Raw genomic sequence first — 18,161 nt, forward strand, 5'->3', positions numbered from 1 at the left:
TTCTCAGCTAACAATGAAAAGGATTTGCATGGATTTTCCATTTTCATCTTTGAAGAATTTTGGTTCGATCCTTGCTTTCCCTTCTTCCAGCATCGCCGCGAGGTAATCTTCAATTTTCTGTTCATCAACAAGCGCAAATTTCGTAGTACCAAACTCCGCATACAGCAGATCTTGTAAGTTTTGGTAATTTTCCAACCGGTCGTGCTTGGCTAAGTCAGCGAAATAGCGAGCGCCCGCTCCCCGGAGATCTTTAGGCTCCAAGCACTCGGTCAGGTAGTGCCAGATGTGTTCGACGTCGCGATGGCCAAGCATCCAGCGCAGTGTATCCAGATCGCCAAAACTGTTAGTGTAGAAAAACATGATGGCGAAAAAGCGCCGCAACTGGTGTTGACGAACGTAGTAGCGCTCACCCTCCGTTGTGACATCACTTTCAAAATAATCACAAGCGAAGTCCAAGTGTCGGTTGTAAAGATGCAGTGAGCAATCCTGCAGCACTTTATGCCCCATAGAGGGCGGAGTGGCAAAAAGGTCGGATAGATCGTCGATAACCCCGAGACGCTTGAGCAGCTTTTGGAGGCGACGAAGTTCCTCAATCATTTCGACGGCGACGGCGTCGATTGGGCGAGATTGGCGCTGTCGAATACCTAAGGCCCTACGAGTGGACTTGGCCAACTTGAAGATGAGCCACGACTTGGTTATGTCTAAACATTTTTTAGCTTCCAGAGTGATCAATTCATCAACGCGCCGTGCCATTATCATCCCAACGGTCAGTTGGACGCTGCCTAGGTAGACGTACACTAATTCTAGTAACCCGTAGTTTGCACGCAACTGTTGGAAATACTGTTCTCGGCTTCCTTTTCGGCGGGATCTCGTCAAGGTTTTGCGGTGGCTGGAAAGACCTAGTTTTTTGACACCGAAATTCGCAAGTTCTGGGCCAATTATTTTTAGGAGTTCGGCCTGAGGCAGTCGGGTCATTGAAATGTTTCGGGCGTGGCAATAGGTCGCGACTCTGACGAAGCCATTTAGAATCTTCCTTCCATGCTCGAGATGGAACTCCATGCTGCGGCGGAACAGTTTCAATAAGTTTCCAGAGGGCACGCTTCTGAAACGGGATGATTGGTTAAGTGTTGGAACATGTTCTTTGATCGTATCCGTATCAGAGGGGGCAGGTAGACCCAACGTACTGAGCGATGCACTATTCACTAGAGTGTAGCGATAGTAAAAGTATAATGTATCTTGGAGAATCTCGGATTCGCCCGTGGTAACACTGACCGAAGGATATTCTCGTTTGTAGCTTTGTTCGTTTGGAAAGAAGCTCAGCATCACCAATGCTGATTTTGCAGTCTGCCGTCCTCGTAGTGTGTCTGGGTAAAGACGTTCAGAAAGTGCTTTAGTGCTGATCTTGTAGCCATCGTTATTACCGTAATACAAATTAGCTTTCATCATTGCCGCACGAATCCTCGGGATTTCAGATGCGGCAATATCGAGCTTGATATCCTCACATACGTCATCACTAATCTCCAGCATGCTCGGATATTTGGCAAAAATTTTCTCTGCCTCGGAATCGCTGAGAGTGCTTAGTTGAAGCTTGCAAAACGCGGTTACACGCTCATGCCACGCATAAATGGAGTCTTCAGACCATGCATAAGCGGCTAGGTGGTTTAGTATTCCCTTCAAGTTATCCGCGTCTAATGCGCCAAGGCCGAATCGGCAAAGATCGTAGCTTTGAGCATTTATTAACAGGTAGTCAATGAGTCTCGATGAGCAGGCCAAGCGCATGTATTGCGATACAGGCGCGAGCATAGCAAACTCCTCATTCACTCCATTTGTACCGATGATGAGCAGATGCTTAAGCGAGCGTAACAAGATCTCATTTTTGTCGTCAGTCAGCATGCTTCCGTCCCATAGACTGACTCCCCAATGGAGTTCGTAGGGGATCTTCTGTGTAGTCTGGATTACCCAAATATTTTCATTGAATTCGTTGAGCAGCCAAGGCGCAGTTGTGTGGGGCGCTGCTTCGACCAACTTAAAGTCTTCAAGAAACTCATATCCGGATTCACGCCCAGTGAGAAGGGACATAGATCAGCGCCTCCATCTTCTTTGAATCGACCAATTTCAAAGCAGTGTCCAAGTGTTTCTTCAGCAGCCGGTTATACCCACCGGAGATCTCGGCTTTGATTTTCTCTGCAAACGATGCCCAGTACTCTGCTTTGCCGCAAACCCGAGTTCGATTGCTGGATGCCGCGACTGCTGCTTCAAGTGAGAGCAGCGAGGCGAGGAAAGGCACCCCAATAGAAAGTACGGCCTCGCTGGTTTTCGTTGTTTTCCGCTGCTCCTTCCGCTCAGGATCAGAAGCTTGGGATGGGATCTCTTGGATCCGGTGGTTATCCAGAAAGGTATCCAGCTCGTCCATACTATTAAACTTAGTAACCTGAAGCAGGTGAGGGCTGTCTTTCATGGCTTCGCACACCAGCGCTTTCTGGAAAATCCTGATCCATCGTGCCTTGATGAAAGCTAATAGGGCGTCCGGGAGGTAATGGCTGAGCAAATCTGGGTAATAGTGTTGATGGCCTAGAGCTTTAGACATTGCCTCGGAGCTTTTACTCTTCATGAAAACTGCGACAGCCGCAGATGCTCTAATACGTCCCAGTCGCACCCGTTGGATAAAGCCCACCAGTTGCTTCTCAGGCAGATCGCTGTGTGGCGTGAACTGGGCGATTAGTTCCTCTCTCAGGCCACTGTCATTAGCAAAGCCATTATCAGTCCATCGAGGCGTGATGTCTGGCCCAAAGACTGTTGTGCCCCTAGCTGAATTCACAAACAGTTGGCGCCAAACGTCATTGCCTTGGCCTTTGAGTTTGCGCCGACCAAGGCTGGTAATCTCAATGATGTCTTTAACAACAGCAAATGAGGTGTCGTTAAGTTCAATGATCTGTTCCCGAACCTCCGATTGTTTACGTTCTTTGTAGCCAATGAGCAGCCGTTTCTCCTCATCAAACCCTGTCAGTTGCCCTGCCTGATTATAGAGTTTGAACCCATTGATAAAGTCTGCCGTTATCTCGGGATGTTCAAGCACGAGAAGGCACTTCAAGGGATAAAGACAACCTGCCAATGGGAAGCCGTAAGTACTTGCGAGTTGTGTGGCGCTGCAGTTTTCACCTGTTATATGCTTGTGAACCTTGCAAAGAAATTTATGTGGTACCGAGGAATCTATATCTTCCAAGGTCGAACAGATGTCCGCCAACGTGTACCGCTTAAACATGCCACGGCCTGTGTGCTCGACGATCGGAGTACCTTTCTGAGCGAGCAAAATTCGGCGATCGTAGCGGGATTTCAGATCCGCTGCCTGCTTGTTAGCCCAGTTACGGACGGTCGCGAGATCGTTTCTGATGTGAAAGAACAACACGTCGATCGCCTCGGCATCGGTTACGTGCAATGGGATACTCGTGAGTAGTTTTTCCTGTATAAGCAGGCCGTCCTTCTCGCACAATCTCGTCTCCGAACCGTGTTTGGTAGCCGTAGGGGGACGCCGGATCGGAGAGGTGAGGTTTGCCCATACACCCGTTTTACACAGACAGGATTCAACAGCACTGATGAACTTATTCCACGATTTGATCTTATAAATGCTGTCGTAGCCGGCTTCCTTAGCTCTATTAAAGTGAGCAAGGGTGAAAGCGTGCATGAATCGCTTCACCCCTTGTTCAGTTTTAAATGTCTGCATCGGCCACTTGGCTTGATTTTCGTGGAGGTAATCGAACATAAATCCCCATTCGAGACGATAATCTTTTTCTCGACCACGGTAGTATTTTTTAAGCTGGACATACACCCTCTCGACGAAAGCTCTTCCATAACTTTTTACGAGAGGAGCTAATCTCAAGTGCGTGCTCTTACCGTCCTTCCCACGAATCATCCAGCCTTCCCAATACCATCTCTTGAAATCATCCGCCGATGCCACTTTCGCGCACTTGGATTCATCAGGTTTGAATAGATCGAAGTCCCAACTAACGGTATGAATGTCAGGGTGTGCGAGTTTGGCTGTGGCCAGGATCTGATAGAGGCGGCGACAGAGCTTCACTGACTCTTTATTTGGCAAGTCAAGTAACTCATTGCCAGCCAAGACGGCTGTGTAGGATTCCAGAATTTCCCCGATCGCGGGACTTCTGAGCGTCTCCATTGTGATTCGCACACCAGTGATGTCGCAATATGCTTCGAGTAGCTGAAGCGCGGGTCTAACCGCAGAGCTTTTGATTTTTTTCGCAGTCCGGTAAGACTCGCCGGCCTGAAGAATCAGATCCCCGACCTCTTGGTCAATCGCGGTAAGTGGATGATAGAGGATGGCGAAGGTATTTTTGACAACTGTCATTTTTTTTGGATTGATCATTTTGTCTTGAATGCCTGATTCTAAGCGGTTTCACCGATAATGACATCGGCTGCTAAATAGTCAAAGCAAAGAGCTGGGTTTCGAACTGAACCTGGACTTCAAAGAAGACTTGTCCGAAGAAGCCATTGACGCTTTCCTCGAAGCATTCATCAAAGAAGCCATGGAAGCCAACGGTCTGGGTTATGTTGGCGGCGACGACTTCGGTCTGGTATGCCTGCAGAAGCGTGGCTCGGTCAACGAAGAGCAGCGCGCTGCCGTTGAAGCCTGGCTGAAAACCCGCTCCGAGCTGACCAAGTATGAAGTCAGCCCGTTGCTGGACGTTTGGTATCCGGAAAAGCCGATCAACGCGGCTAAGTGATACTGACAAAAACGGCGACCTGAGGGTCGCCGTTTTTTTTGGTGGATCAAAAGATCGCAGCCTCGTTTCACTCGACAGCTCCTACAGGGGAGCGCGATCTCCTGTAGGAGCTGCCGAAGGCTGCGATCTTTTAGGCCTTGCGCCAATTCAAAATCAGCAGCGTCAAAACCCCCGCAACAATCCCCCAGAACGCCGACCCAATGGAAAACAGCGTCAACCCCGACGCCGTGACCATAAAGGTAATCAGCGCCGCTTCCCGCTCCTTCACCTCGGTCATGGCAATGCTCAAGCCATTGATGATCGAGCCGAACAGCGCCAGCGCGGCAATCGACAACACCAATTCTTTCGGCAACGCTGCAAACAAGGCCGCCAATGTCGCGCCGAACACCCCGGCAATCCCGTAGAAAATCCCGCACCACACCGCTGCCGTGTAGCGCTTGTTGCGATCTTCATGGGCGTGCGGCCCGGTGCAAATCGCCGCGCTGATCGCCGCGAGGTTGATGCCGTGGGAGCCAAACGGTGCCAGCAACAGCGAGGCGATGCCGGTGGTGGTGATCAGTGGCGAGGCGGGGACGGTGTAGCCATCGGCGCGTAAAACGGCGATGCCGGGCATGTTCTGCGAGGTCATCGCCACGACGAACAGCGGGATGCCGATGCTGATGGTCGCCGCCAGCGAGAAATGCGGCGTCGTCCACACGGGCGTCGCCACTTCCAGATGAAAACCGCTGAAATCCAGCAATCCCATGAAGCCCGACAATGCGGTGCCAATCAGCAGCGCAGCGAGCACCGCATAACGTGGCGACAGGCGCTTGACCACTAAATAGGTGAAGAACATCCCCAGCACCAAACCTGTGCGGTGCTGCGCGGCGACGAAGATTTCGCTGCCGATCTTGAACAGAATCCCCGCCAACAACGCCGCCGCCAGGGATGCCGGGATCTTTTTCACCAGCCGTTCGAAGCTGCCGGTCAGCCCGCAAATGATCACCAGCACCGCGCAAGTGATGTAGGCGCCAATGGCTTCGCCGTAACTGACGCCACCCAGACTGGTGATCAGCAGTGCCGCGCCGGGCGTCGACCAGGCTATGGTGATTGGCGTGCGATAGCGCAGCGACAGGCCGATCGAACACACTGCCATGCCGATCGAAATCGCCCAGATCCACGAAGAAATCTGCCCGCTGGTCAGGCCCGCCGCTTGCCCGGCCTGGAACATCAACACCAGGGAACTGGTGTAACCGGTCATCATCGCGATGAAACCGGCGACGATCGCTGATGGTGACGTGTCGGCCAGAGGGCGGAGCTGAGTGTGCGTGGCGTCGTTCATGACGGCGGTGTTCCTTCTACAGATGATATTCCCCTGTAGGAGCTGCCGAAGGCTGCGATCTTTTGATCTTTCTTCTAGAAAATTAAAATCAAAAGATCGCAGCCTTCGGCAGCTCCTACATTGAGATAGAGACGGGCGGCGGATTTCGGGATCAAGCCTAAACTCAATCGTAACGGATCGTTGCAATACAGCCGAACTCACAAACAGCCGTACAGTCGTGTTGCCACCATCCATTGTGTACAATCGCGGTGTTTTTTACGCGATACTTGCCAGCGACCTACTGTGCCGTATTACAGTCACGGTCTATTCGCCGCAGTTCTCCCGACTCGAGTGCCCATGAACGAACAGTTGCAACCCCTCAAGAAACAACCGCGAGCAGGCAAAGCCGGCCGCAGCGGAACCCAGGACGATATTGTCTACGCGCATATCTTCGAGGCCATCCTCGAACAGCGTCTGGCGCCCGGCACCAAGTTGAGCGAAGAAGCGCTGGGGGAAATCTTTGGGGTCAGCCGCACCATCATTCGCCGCGCGCTGTCGCGTCTGGCCCATGAAGGCGTGGTGCTGTTGCGGCCGAATCGTGGCGCCGTCGTCGCCAGCCCGAGCGTTGAAGAAGCGCGGCAGGTGTTCCTTGCCCGTCGCCTGGTCGAGCGCGCGATCACTGAGCTGGCGGTGCAACACGCCACCGCCGAGCAGATCGCCGAGCTGCGGCAGATGGTCAACGATGAGCGCGACAGCTTCTCGCGCGGTGATCGCGGCGCCGGTATTCGTCTGTCGGGCGAATTCCACCTGAAACTGGCGGAAGCGGCGATGAACGCGCCGTTGATCAGCTTCCAGCGCAGCCTGGTGTCGCAGACGTCGCTGATCATTGCCCAGTATGAAAGCGGCAACCGTTCGCACTGTTCCTACGACGAACACACCCAGTTGATCGACGCGATTGAAAAGCGCGACGGCGATCTGGCGGTGCGTTTGATGATGCATCACATGGATCACATCGACAGCAAGCTCAACCTCGACGAAGAAAGCGCGTCGGATGATTTGCATGCGGTGTTCTCGCATTTGTTGCAGACCAAGAAGCCTGGGCGCTCGAGCGCCAAGCTCTAAGTGATACCGAGTCGCGGCCTTCGCGAGCAAGCCCGCTCCCACATTTGAAATGCATTCCCCCTGTGGGAGCGGGCTTGCTCGCGAAGACGATCTGACAGGCAATAAAAATCCCCCGGGGTGTACACCGCCGGGGGATTTTTTATGCCTGGAAAAAAGCTTAGCGCTGATGCACCAAAGACCCCGCCGCATACGTCTGCTGCACCGTGCGGTCATCACCCAGCGTCATCAACACAAACAACGACTCGGCAATGTTGTTGGCCTGCTTCAAGCGATAGCTCAGCAGCGGCGTCGCGTTGTAGTCCAGCACCAGGAAGTCAGCGTCGGAACCCGGTTGCAGGTTGCCGATCTTGTCTTCCAGACGCAGGGCGCGTGCGCCACCCAGCGTCGCCAGATACAGCGACTTGAACGGGCTCAGTCGCGCCCCTTGCAGCTGCATCACTTTGTACGCTTCGTTCAACGTTTGCAGCAGCGAGAAACTGGTGCCGCCGCCGACGTCAGTGCCCAAACCGACGTTGAGTTTGTGCTTCTCGGCCATCGGTAGATTGAACAGTCCGCTACCCAAGAAGAAGTTCGAGGTCGGGCAGAACGAGATCGCCGAGCCGGTTTCCGCCAGACGCGCGCATTCGTCGTCGCACAGGTGTACGCCGTGGGCGAACACCGAGCGCTCGCCAAGCAATTTGTAATGGTCGTAAACGTCGAGGTAGCCCTTGCGCTCCGGGAACAGCTCCTTGACCCACTCGATTTCCTTGAGGTTCTCGCTGATGTGGGTCTGCATGTACAGATCCGGGTATTCAGTCAGCAGTTGCCCGGCGAGGGTCAGTTGCTCCGGGGTGCTGGTCGGTGCGAAACGCGGAGTGACGGCATAGTGCAGACGACCCTTGCCGTGCCAGCGCTCGATCAGCGCCTTGCTTTCGACGTAGCTGGATTCGGCGGTATCGGTCAGATAATCCGGCGCGTTGCGATCCATCATCACCTTGCCGGCGATCATGCGCAGATCGAGCTGCTCGGCCTTTTCAAAGAACGAATTCACCGACTGCGGATGCACGCTACCGAATACCAGTGCGGTGGTGGTGCCGTTGCGCAGCAGTTCCTTGATGAAGATGTCGGCGACGTCATCAGCGTGGGATTTGTCGCCGAACTGGCTTTCGCACGGGAAGGTATAGGTGTTCAGCCAGTCGAGCAGTTGTTCGCCGTAGGCACCGACCATGCCGGTTTGTGGCAAGTGAATGTGCGTGTCGATGAAGCCCGGGGTGATCAGGGCGTCCTGATATTGGGTGATTTCGATGTCTGCCGGCAGGGTCGGCAGCAAATCACTGGCGTGGCCGAGGGCGCTGATCTTGCCGCCATCGACCACCAGCAGGCCATCCTCGAAATATTCGTAGGAGGCTTCGATCCCGACTTCGGCGGGGTCGGCGATGCTGTGCAGGATGGCGGCGCGGTAGGCTTTGCGAGTCAGAGGCATGAGGGTTCTCTAATCAGTTTGAGGCTTTGAGTTTGGCGGCCTGACTGCGCCGCGAAACCGGCAGCAGTTTGGCAATCGGTTCGGCGCTGGCAGTCTGCTGGCCGAAGTTGGCGTTATAGGTGGCGATGATTTCGCCGGCGATGGAGATGGCGATTTCCACAGGCAGTTTGCCTTTGACTTCGCCAATGCCCATCGGGCAGCGCATGCGTTGCACGACGCCACTGTCGAAACCGCGATCACGCAGACGGTGTTCGAACTTCGCGCGTTTGGTCTTCGAGCCAATCAGGCCGAAGTAAGCGAAGTCGTTGCGCTTGAGGATCGCGGCAGTGAGTTCAAGGTCGAGTTGATGGTTGTGGGTCATGACGATGCAATAACTGCCGGCGGGCAGGTCATCGATTTCATCCACAGGCTCTTCGGACACGATTTTACGCACGCCGTGGGGGATGTGTTCGGGGAATTCGGCATCACGCGAATCGATCCAGCGCACCCGGCAGGGCAGGCTGGCGAGCAGTGGCACCAAAGCGCGGCCAACGTGGCCGGCACCGAACACGGCGATTTGCGCCTGTACCTGGCCCATCGGTTCGAACAGCAACACGGTGGCGCCGCCGCAGCACTGGCCAAGGCTCGCGCCGAGGCTGAAACGCTCCAGATGGGTGTCCTGCTTACCGCTGGCGAGCATCTCGCGGGCGATCTGCATGGCTTTGTATTCCAGATGCCCGCCACCGATGGTGTCGAAGCTCTGGTTGGCGCTGATGACCATTTTCGAGCCGGCGTTGCGGGGCGTCGAGCCGAGTTCTTCGATGATCGTCACCAGCACACAGGACTCGCCCTGGTTCTGCAGGTCGGCGAGGGCGTCGATCCAGTTGTACATGTTCACCTCGACATCTTCGTTGTCTGTTCGGGCCTCTTCGCGAGCAAGCTCGCTCCCACATTTGGATTTGTACAAGTCCAACAGTCAGCACAAATCCCTGTGGGAGCGAGCTTGCTCGCGAATGGCCGCGCCTCGGTCCTAGAGCGGAGCCAACTCGGTTTCAGCTTCGACGGCTTTCACCGCCTTCAACTGCCGCATCTGCTCACAACCCCACAACACCCGCTCCGGCGTCGCCGGCGCATCAATCTGCGGCTGATGCTTGTAATCCCCGAGGCTCGCCACGGCATCCTTGATCGCACACCACGAAGCAATCCCGAGCATGAACGGTGGTTCACCGACAGCCTTGGAATGGAACACCGTGTCTTCCGGGTTCTTGCGGTTTTCCACCAGTTTTACGCGCAGATCCAGCGGCATGTCCGCCACGGCCGGGATCTTGTAGCTGGCCGGGCCGTTGGTCATCAGCTTGCCTTTGTTGTTCCAGACCAGCTCTTCCATGGTCAGCCAGCCCATGCCCTGGATGAAGCCACCCTCAACCTGACCGATGTCGATGGACGGGTTCAACGAGGCGCCGACGTCGTGAAGAATGTCGGTGCGCAGCATCTTGTACTCGCCGGTCAGAGTGTCGACGATCACTTCGCAGCACGCCGCGCCGAAGGCGAAGTAGTAGAACGGACGGCCGCGGGCCTGGCTGCGGTCGTAGTAGATTTTCGGGGTCTTGTAGAAGCCGGTGCTCGACAGCGACACCTGATTGAAATACGCCTGCTGAATCAGCGCTTCAAAGGTCAGGATGTGGTCACGAACACGCACATGGCCGTTGTGGAATTCAACGTCTTCTTCAGTGACTTTGAAGTGACGCGCAGCGAATTCGATCAAGCGTTTCTTGATGATTTCTGCCGCGTTCTGCGCCGCTTTACCGTTCAGGTCAGCGCCGCTGGAGGCGGCGGTCGGCGAGGTGTTCGGCACCTTGTCGGTGTTGGTCGCGGTGATCTGCACACGGTCGATTTCCACCTGGAACACTTCGGCCACGACCTGCGCGACTTTGGTGTTCAGGCCTTGGCCCATTTCCGTGCCGCCATGGTTCAGGTGGATGCTGCCGTCGGTGTAGATGTGGATCAGCGCGCCGGCCTGGTTCAAGAAGCTCGCGGTAAACGAAATACCGAATTTCACCGGGGTCAGCGCCAGGCCTTTTTTCAGGATCGGGCTGTTGGCGTTGTAGCGACGAATCGCTTCGCGACGCTCGTGATACTGGCTGCTTTCTTCCAGTTCGGCGGTCATTTCCTCGAGCATGTTGTGCTCGACGGTCTGGTAGTAATGGGTGACGTTGCGCTCGGTCTTGCCGTAGTAGTTGGCCTTGCGCACCGACAGCGGATCGACGTTCAAGTGACGGGCAATCGCGTCCATCACTTCTTCGATCGCGACCATGCCTTGCGGTCCACCGAAACCACGGTAAGCAGTGTTCGACGCGGTGTTGGTCTTGCAGCGGTGACCGTTGATGGTCGCGTCGCCGAGGTAGTACGAGTTGTCCGAGTGGAACATTGCACGGTCAACGATCGACGCGGACAAGTCCGGCGAGCAGCCGCAGTTGCCGGCCAGATCCATGTTGATCCCGTGCAGGCGCCCGGTGCTGTCGAAGCCAACGTCGTATTCGACGTAGAACGGGTGACGCTTGCCGGTCATCAGCATGTCTTCAACGCGCGGCAGGCGCATCTTGGTCGGCTGACCGGTGAGATGCGCAACCACCGCGCACAGGCACGCCGGGCTGGCGGCCTGAGTTTCCTTGCCACCGAAACCACCGCCCATGCGGCGCATGTCGACGACGATTTTGTTCATCGACACGTCGAGCACTTCGGCGACCAGTTTTTGTACTTCGGTCGGGTTCTGCGTCGAGCAGTAAACGATCATGCCGCCATCTTCGGTCGGCATCACCGAGGAGATTTGCGTCTCCAGGTAGAAGTGTTCCTGACCGCCGATGTGCAGCGTGCCTTGAATGCGGTGTTCAGCGGTTGCCAGCGCAGAGGCTGAGTCGCCGCGCTGGTGGGTGTGGCTGTCGAGCACGAAGTGGCGTTTGCGCAGGGCCTCAACCACGTCGAGCACAGGTTCGAGGTCTTCGTATTCGATGATCGCGGCCATCGCGGCTTTGCGCGCGGTTTCCAGATCTTTCGCCGCAACGGCGAGCACCGGTTGACCAACGAACTGCACGTCATCGATGGCCAGCAACGGATCGCCCGGCATCAACGGGCCGATGTCTTTCAGGCCCGGCACGTCTTCGTGGGTGATGGCGATGCGCACGCCTTCGAAGGCGTAGCACGGCGAAGTGTCGATGCTGATGATTTTCGCGTGGGCGCGATCCGACATGCGTGCATACAAGTGCAACTGGTTGGGAAATTCCAAGCGGTCATCGATGTACTGCGCTTCACCGGACACGTGTTTGGCGGCGCTGTCGTGTTTGACGCTGCGGCCGACACCGGAGGTCAGATCCTTGGCGAACAATTCAGCCAGTTCAGCTTGAGTTTTCTCTACGCCGTGATGGTTAGACATAAGCGGTCACCCGAGTCTCGATGTGCGGTGTTTGCAGTTCGATGAAGTATTTACGCAGCAGGTTTTGCGCGCTGAGCAGGCGATATTCCTTGCTGGCGCGGAAGTCCGAGAGCGGCGTGAAATCTTCCGCCAGTGCGGCGCAAGCACGTTCGACCACAGCGTTGTTGAACGGCGCACCGATTAGCGCGGCTTCACAGTTGGCTGCGCGTTTCGGGATCGCGGCCATGCCGCCGAACGCCATGCGTGCATCGGTGATCACGCCGTTTTCCACGCGCAGGTTGAACGCGGCGCAGACGGCGGAGATGTCATCGTCCAGACGCTTGGAGACTTTGTAGGCGCGGAACAACTGCTCGGCGCTGGCGCGCGGCACGATGATCTTCTCGATGAACTCACTTTCCTGACGGGCCGTGACTTTGTAATCGATGAAGTAATCGTCGAGGTTCAGGGTGCGACGGGTTTCGCCTTTGCACAGCACAACCTGCGCGCCGAGAGCGATCAGCAGCGGCGGCGAGTCACCGATCGGCGAGGCGTTGCCGATGTTGCCGCCGAGGGTGCCCTGGTTGCGGATTTGCAGGGAAGCGAAGCGGTGCAGCAGTTCGCCGAAGTCCGGGTACTCGGCGTTCAATGCCTCGTAGCAGTCGGAGAGGGCGGTCGCGGCGCCGATTTCGATGCGGTCATCGAAGGTTTCGATGCGCTTCATTTCCGCGACGTTGCCGACGTAGATCATCACCGGCAGGGTGCGGTGGAACTGGGTGACTTCCAGCGCCAGATCGGTACCACCAGCGAGCAGCCGCGCTTGTGGATAAGCGTCATAAAGGTCGGCCAGATCGGCGACAGTCAGCGGCACCAGGCAGCGCTTGTCGCCGCTGTTCAGTTCGCCGATATCGGTCGGAGCGATAGCTTTCAGGCGGGCAATGGTGTCCGCTTCGCGGGCATCGAATTGATCCGGTTGCTTGCCGCAGCAGGATTGTTCGGCAGCCGCCAGAATCGGCCGGTAGCCAGTGCAGCGGCAGAGGTTGCCGGCCAGCGCTTCGTGGGCTTTGGCGTGATCCGGTGCATCGCTGTTCTTTTGCAGGGCGAACAGCGACATGACGAAACCGGGGGTGCAGAAACCGCACTGTGAGCCGTGGCACTCGACCATGGCTTTCTGCACGCTGTGCAGTTCACCTTTGTGCTTGAGGTCTTCGACGCTGATCAATTGTTTGCCGTGCAGCGACGAAACAAAGGTCAGGCACGAGTTGAGGCTGCGATAGCGAATGTGTTCGCGGCCATCGTCATCCGTTTGCAACTCGCCGACCACTACGGTGCAGGCGCCGCAGTCACCGCTGGCGCAACCTTCTTTAGTGCCGGATTTACCAACGTGTTCACGCAGGTAATTGAGCACGGTCAGATTCGGGTCCAGGGCGTGCTCGCTACGGAGTTCCTGGTTAAGTAAAAACTGGATCACGGAAGGCCTCGCAGACTCATTATTGTTGTTAACCGACTTGAGCCGAATTTAGCAGGTCTGACTTTTCGGTCAATGGTTTTCTGACTTAAAGGTCAGGAAAATCCATTTCGTCGATCAACAACGTGTCTATTCAGTATTGACCTTCATTGGTCAGCCTGGTTTTTTGTTTGGTTTTCTAAAGAAAACTGCGGGAATCGTGCCAAAAACCGCTAAGTGGGCACTCCGCCATGAGCCCGCATTTGCGCTACACTGCGCCGCTTGTGCAGATCGATAGAGTTTGAAGGACAACCATGACGTTCAAGGCGCCGGACAGCCTCGCCGAGCAAATCGCTCACCACCTCGCCGAACGCATCATTCGTGGCGAAATGAAGCCGGGAGAGCGCATCCAGGAACAAAAGGTCACGTTGGCCCTCAATGTCAGCCGCGGCTCCGTTCGTGAAGCCTTGCTGATCCTTGAACGCCGCCACCTGATCGCGATCCTGCCGCGCCGTGGTGCGCACGTCACCGAAATGACGCCGCACAAGGTGCAGAGCCTGTGCACGCTGATGAGCGAGCTGTACATCCTGCTCGGCAACTCGGTGGCCAATGGCTGGCAAGTCCAGTCGGACATGGCGCCGTTCGTGCAGATCCAGCAGCGCCTGACCGCCAGCTACGAGCGTCAGGACATCCGCAGCTTCGTCGACGACAGCTTCAGCGTGATGCGCGCCGCCTATCCATTTGCCAACAATCCTTACCTGCAAGAAACGGTCGAGAACCTGCAGCCGGCGATGAGCCGCGCCTACTTCCTCGCCCTCGAACAGCGCAAGGCGGAAATGAGCGAGTTCCTCGAACTGTTCGAACGCCTGCTGGCCGCCGTGCTGGCCCGTGATTTGCCGCAGATCCGCATCGTGCTCACGGCTTACGGCCAGCGCAGCTGCGATCTGGTGGTTGCTGCCTTGACGGGCGCTTAAGCGTGCGGCTCAAGTGCATCAAACTCGCGGGATTCAAATCCTTCGTCGACCCGACCACGGTGAACTTCCCCAGTAACATGGCGGCGGTGGTCGGGCCGAACGGTTGCGGCAAGTCGAACATCATCGACGCCGTCCGTTGGGTGATGGGCGAAAGCTCAGCGAAAAACCTGCGTGGCGAGTCGATGACCGACGTCATCTTCAACGGCTCGACCAGCCGCAAGCCGGTGAGTCAGGCCAGTATCGAGCTGGTTTTCGACAACTCCGACGGCACGCTGCTGGGCGAATACGCGGCCTACGCGGAAATTTCCATTCGCCGCAAAGTCACCCGCGACAGCCAGACCACGTATTACCTCAACGGCACCAAATGCCGTCGTCGCGACATCACCGATATCTTCCTCGGCACCGGCCTCGGCCCGCGCAGCTACTCGATCATCGAGCAGGGGATGATCTCCAAGCTGATCGAATCCAAGCCCGAAGACCTGCGTAACTTTATTGAAGAAGCCGCCGGCATCTCGAAATATAAAGAGCGCCGTCGCGAGACCGAAAACCGCATCCGGCGCACCCACGAAAACCTCGCGCGTCTGACTGACCTGCGCGATGAGCTCGAGCGTCAACTCGAACGCCTGCACCGTCAGGCCGAAGCGGCGAAGAAGTACCAAGAATTCAAAGCAGAGGAGCGCCAGCTCAAGGCGCAACTGTCGGCCCTGCGCTGGCAGGATCTGAATGATCAGGTCGGTCAGCGCGAGTCGATCATCGGCACTCAGGAAATCAGTTTCGAAGCCTTGGTCGCTGAGCAGCGAAATGCTGACGCGGCCATCGAACGCTTGCGCGACGGTCACCATGATCTGTCCGAGCGCTTCAATCTGGTGCAAGGGCGCTTCTATTCGGTCGGCGGTGACATCGCCCGGGTCGAGCAGAGCATCCAGCACGGCCAGCAACGTCTGCGTCAGTTGCAGGACGATCTGAAAGAAGCCGAGCGCGCCCGCCTTGAAACCGAATCGCATCTGGGCCACGACCGCACGCTGCTGCTGACCCTCGGCGAAGAGCTGGACATGCTTGTGCCCGAGCAGGAAGTCACCAGTGCGGCCGCCGAAGAAGCCGCCGCTGCGCTGGAAGATTCCGAAAGCGTCATGCACGGCTGGCAGGAGCAGTGGGACGCTTTCAACCTGACTGCCGCCGAACCGCGCCGTCAGGCTGAGGTGCAGCAGTCGCGCATCCAGCAGCTGGAAGCCAGCATGGAGCGCCTCGCCGATCGGCAAAAGCGTCTCGGCGAAGAGCGCGCGTTGCTCTCGGCCGACCCTGAAGACGCGGCGATCATGGAGCTCAACGAGCAGCTCGCCGAGTCCGAAGCGACCCTCGAAGATTTGCAGACCAGCGAAGAAGCGCAGGTCGAAAAACTCGAACAACTGCGCCAGGAATTGCAGCAAGCGCTGACCGCGCAGCAACAGGCGCAGGGCGATTTGCAGCGCCTCAATGGTCGCCTCGCTTCCCTCGAGGCGTTGCAGCAAGCGGCGCTTGATCCGGGCACCGGCACCGCCGAATGGCTGAAAGAACACAACCTCGCCGAGCGTCCGCGTCTGGCTGAAGGTTTGAAGGTCGAGGCCGGTTGGGAACTGGCGGTGGAAACCGTGCTCGGCGCCGATCTGCAAGCGGTGCTGGTCGACGACTTCAGTGGCTTCGATTTGTCCGGTTTTACTCAGGGCGATTTGCGCCTGCTCAGCCCGGCCAGCGATGGCGTGCGAGTGGCGGGCAGCTTGCTGGATAAAGTCGACGCGCAGATCGATCTGTCGCCGTGGCTTGGCCAAGTCAAACCGTTCGACAGCCTTGAGCAGGCCTTGGCCTTGCGCGGGCAGTTGAGTGCCGGTGAGAGCTTGATCAGTCGCGACGGTTATTGGGTTGGTCGGCATTTTCTTCGCGTACGTCGGGCCAGTGAAGCGGAGAGCGGCATGCTCGCCCGTGGCCAGGAAATCGAAGCGCTGCACCTCGAACGCGAAGAGAAAGAAACCACCGTCGAAGCCATGGAAACCCGTCTGCAAACCCTGCGTGCGCAACAGCGTCAGCAGGAAAACGGTCGCGAACATTTGCGTCGTTTGCTGCAAGACGAAGCGCGCCAGCAAGGCGAACTGAAAGCTCAGTTGTCCGCCGGCAAAGCCAAGGCCGAACAGCTGACTCTGCGTCGCACCCGTCTCGATGAAGAGCTGATCGAACTCGGCGAACAACGCGAGCTTGAGCACGAACAAGTCGGCGAAGCGCGCATGCACTTGCAGGAAGCGCTGGATGCCATGGCGCTGGACACCGAGCAGCGCGAGTTGCTGCTGGCCCAGCGCGACAGCCTGCGCGAACGCCTTGATCGCGTGCGTCAGGAAGCGCGGCAGCACAAGGATCATGCGCATCAATTGGCCGTGCGTCTCGGCTCGTTGCGCGCGCAGCATGACTCCACGCGTCAGGCGCTCGAGCGTCTGGAAATGCAGTCCGAGCGCCTGACTGAAAAACGCGAACAGTTGAGTCTGAACCTGGAGGAGGGCGAGGCTCCGCTGGAAGAGCTGCGCCTGAAACTCGAAGAGCTGCTCGACAAGCGCATGACCGTCGACGAAGAACTCAAGACCGCGCAGATCGCCCTGGAAGACGCTGACCGCGAATTGCGCGACGCGGAAAAACGCCGGACTCAGGCTGAACAACAATCGCAATTGATTCGTGGCCAGCTCGAACAGCAGCGCATGGAATGGCAAGCCCTGACCGTGCGCCGCAAGGCCTTGCAGGATCAATTGCTCGAAGACGGCTACGATCTCAACGGCGTGCTTGCGACATTAACCGCGCAAGCCAGTGAACGCGAAGCCGAAGAAGAACTCGAACGCATCAATGCGCGGATTCAACGCCTGGGCGCGATCAACCTCGCGGCCATCGACGAATACACGCAGCAGTCTGAACGTAAACGTTATCTGGATGCGCAGGACGCCGATCTGGTCGAAGCACTGGAGACGCTGGAAAACGTTATCCGCAAGATCGACAAGGAAACCCGTAACCGCTTCAAAGATACCTTTGATCAGATCAATGGCGGTTTACAGGCGCTTTTCCCAAAAGTTTTCGGTGGCGGGCGCGCGTATTTGGAACTGACGGGCGAAGATCTACTCGATACAGGGGTAACGATCATGGCGCAGCCGCCAGGGAAGAAGAACAGCACCATCCATTTGCTCTCCGGCGGGGAAAAAGCCCTGACCGCATTGGCACTGGTTTTTGCGATCTTCAAGTTGAACCCGGCGCCGTTCTGCATGCTCGATGAGGTTGACGCGCCGCTGGATGACGCTAACGTTGGACGCTACGCACGCTTGGTCAAAGAAATGTCGCAGACCGTGCAGTTCATCTATATCACCCACAACAAAATCGCCATGGAAATGGCCGAGCAGTTGATGGGTGTAACGATGCATGAACCGGGTTGTTCGCGACTGGTGGCGGTGGATGTCGAGGAGGCGATGGCGATGGTGGACGCCTAGCGGCGCAGCTTTGAGCGACAAGCTTTGAGCTACAAGCTAGAAGCTTACGGCTCGAAGCCTGAGCGAAGCGAGCCCACAATTTGCGCAGCGATTTCGACAGACGGTGTAAAGTTGCCTTTGGTCGTGCTAGTTTAATGTCAAATTTTCGTATACGTGGGCAAAACGCCTGTCAGAACATAGAGTTGGCGCCACGTTTTAAAGCGGTTTGCACAGTGTAAACCCCTTATTTTTCAGCATTTTT

The 18,161-nt window shown here is 56.7% G+C and carries 11 protein-coding genes; 4 read left to right on the top strand and 7 right to left on the bottom strand.

Annotated elements, in window-relative coordinates; genetic code table 11:
* Positions 1-3: 3 nt before the first annotated feature.
* Together ACIP66_RS22825 and ACIP66_RS22830 are read right to left on the bottom strand one after the other, a co-directional pair.
* Positions 4-2,079: an integrase gene (locus ACIP66_RS22825; protein WP_400651097.1), complete on the bottom strand. Its 2,076-nt coding sequence runs from the start codon at positions 2,077-2,079 to the stop codon at positions 4-6.
* On the bottom strand, positions 2,057-4,381 hold the full coding sequence (locus tag ACIP66_RS22830; protein WP_400651100.1) for a hypothetical protein: 2,325 nt from the start codon (positions 4,379-4,381) through the stop codon (positions 2,057-2,059). The genes ACIP66_RS22825 and ACIP66_RS22830 overlap by 23 nt, the downstream gene beginning before the upstream one ends.
* Positions 4,382-4,430: 49 nt before the next feature.
* Here ACIP66_RS22830 and ACIP66_RS22835 point away from each other — a divergent pair, with 49 nt between their 5' ends.
* The gene (locus tag ACIP66_RS22835; RefSeq protein ID WP_400651120.1) at positions 4,431-4,739 is read left to right on the top strand and encodes a 50S ribosome-binding protein YggL; all 309 of its coding nucleotides are present in this window, start codon (positions 4,431-4,433) and stop codon (positions 4,737-4,739) included.
* A gap of 130 nt (positions 4,740-4,869) precedes the next feature.
* Here ACIP66_RS22835 and ACIP66_RS22840 read toward each other — a convergent pair whose 3' ends face one another.
* Entirely contained in the window at positions 4,870-6,060 is a 1,191-nt protein-coding gene (locus tag ACIP66_RS22840; protein ID WP_400651102.1) for a benzoate/H(+) symporter BenE family transporter, read from the bottom strand.
* Positions 6,061-6,396: 336 nt separating this feature from the next.
* Between ACIP66_RS22840 and ACIP66_RS22845 the strand changes: the two genes are divergently transcribed.
* Complete coding sequence (locus ACIP66_RS22845; RefSeq protein ID WP_212544344.1) at positions 6,397-7,161, top strand: GntR family transcriptional regulator; 765 nt, start codon at positions 6,397-6,399, stop codon at positions 7,159-7,161.
* Positions 7,162-7,318: 157 nt separating this feature from the next.
* Here ACIP66_RS22845 and guaD read toward each other — a convergent pair whose 3' ends face one another.
* The 4 genes from guaD to xdhA form a co-directional block, all read right to left on the bottom strand.
* Complete coding sequence (gene guaD, locus ACIP66_RS22850) at positions 7,319-8,623, bottom strand: guanine deaminase (protein ID WP_400651105.1); 1,305 nt, start codon at positions 8,621-8,623, stop codon at positions 7,319-7,321.
* A 13-nt stretch (positions 8,624-8,636) separates the two neighbouring features.
* Complete coding sequence (gene xdhC / locus ACIP66_RS22855; RefSeq protein WP_400651108.1) at positions 8,637-9,494, bottom strand: xanthine dehydrogenase accessory protein XdhC; 858 nt, start codon at positions 9,492-9,494, stop codon at positions 8,637-8,639.
* 138 nt (positions 9,495-9,632) lie between these two features.
* On the bottom strand, positions 9,633-12,032 hold the full coding sequence (gene xdhB / locus ACIP66_RS22860) for a xanthine dehydrogenase molybdopterin binding subunit (protein WP_400651111.1): 2,400 nt from the start codon (positions 12,030-12,032) through the stop codon (positions 9,633-9,635).
* The gene (gene xdhA / locus ACIP66_RS22865) at positions 12,025-13,479 is read right to left on the bottom strand and encodes a xanthine dehydrogenase small subunit (RefSeq protein WP_400651114.1); all 1,455 of its coding nucleotides are present in this window, start codon (positions 13,477-13,479) and stop codon (positions 12,025-12,027) included. Before xdhA ends, xdhB begins: the two co-directional genes overlap by 8 nt.
* A 290-nt stretch (positions 13,480-13,769) precedes the next feature.
* On the opposite strand from xdhA, the gene ACIP66_RS22870 reads away from it, so the two are divergent.
* Positions 13,770-14,429 (top strand): GntR family transcriptional regulator, encoded by a 660-nt coding sequence (locus ACIP66_RS22870; RefSeq protein WP_053118751.1) that lies wholly within the window; start codon positions 13,770-13,772, stop codon positions 14,427-14,429.
* A 2-nt stretch (positions 14,430-14,431) separates the two neighbouring features.
* Entirely contained in the window at positions 14,432-17,920 is a 3,489-nt protein-coding gene (smc, locus tag ACIP66_RS22875; protein ID WP_400651117.1) for a chromosome segregation protein SMC, read from the top strand.
* The last annotated feature ends 241 nt before the right edge of the window (positions 17,921-18,161 follow it).

The organism is Pseudomonas sp. NPDC088429 (genome assembly GCF_044753305.1).
In the GTDB taxonomy this organism is placed as follows: domain Bacteria; phylum Pseudomonadota; class Gammaproteobacteria; order Pseudomonadales; family Pseudomonadaceae; genus Aquipseudomonas; species Aquipseudomonas rustica.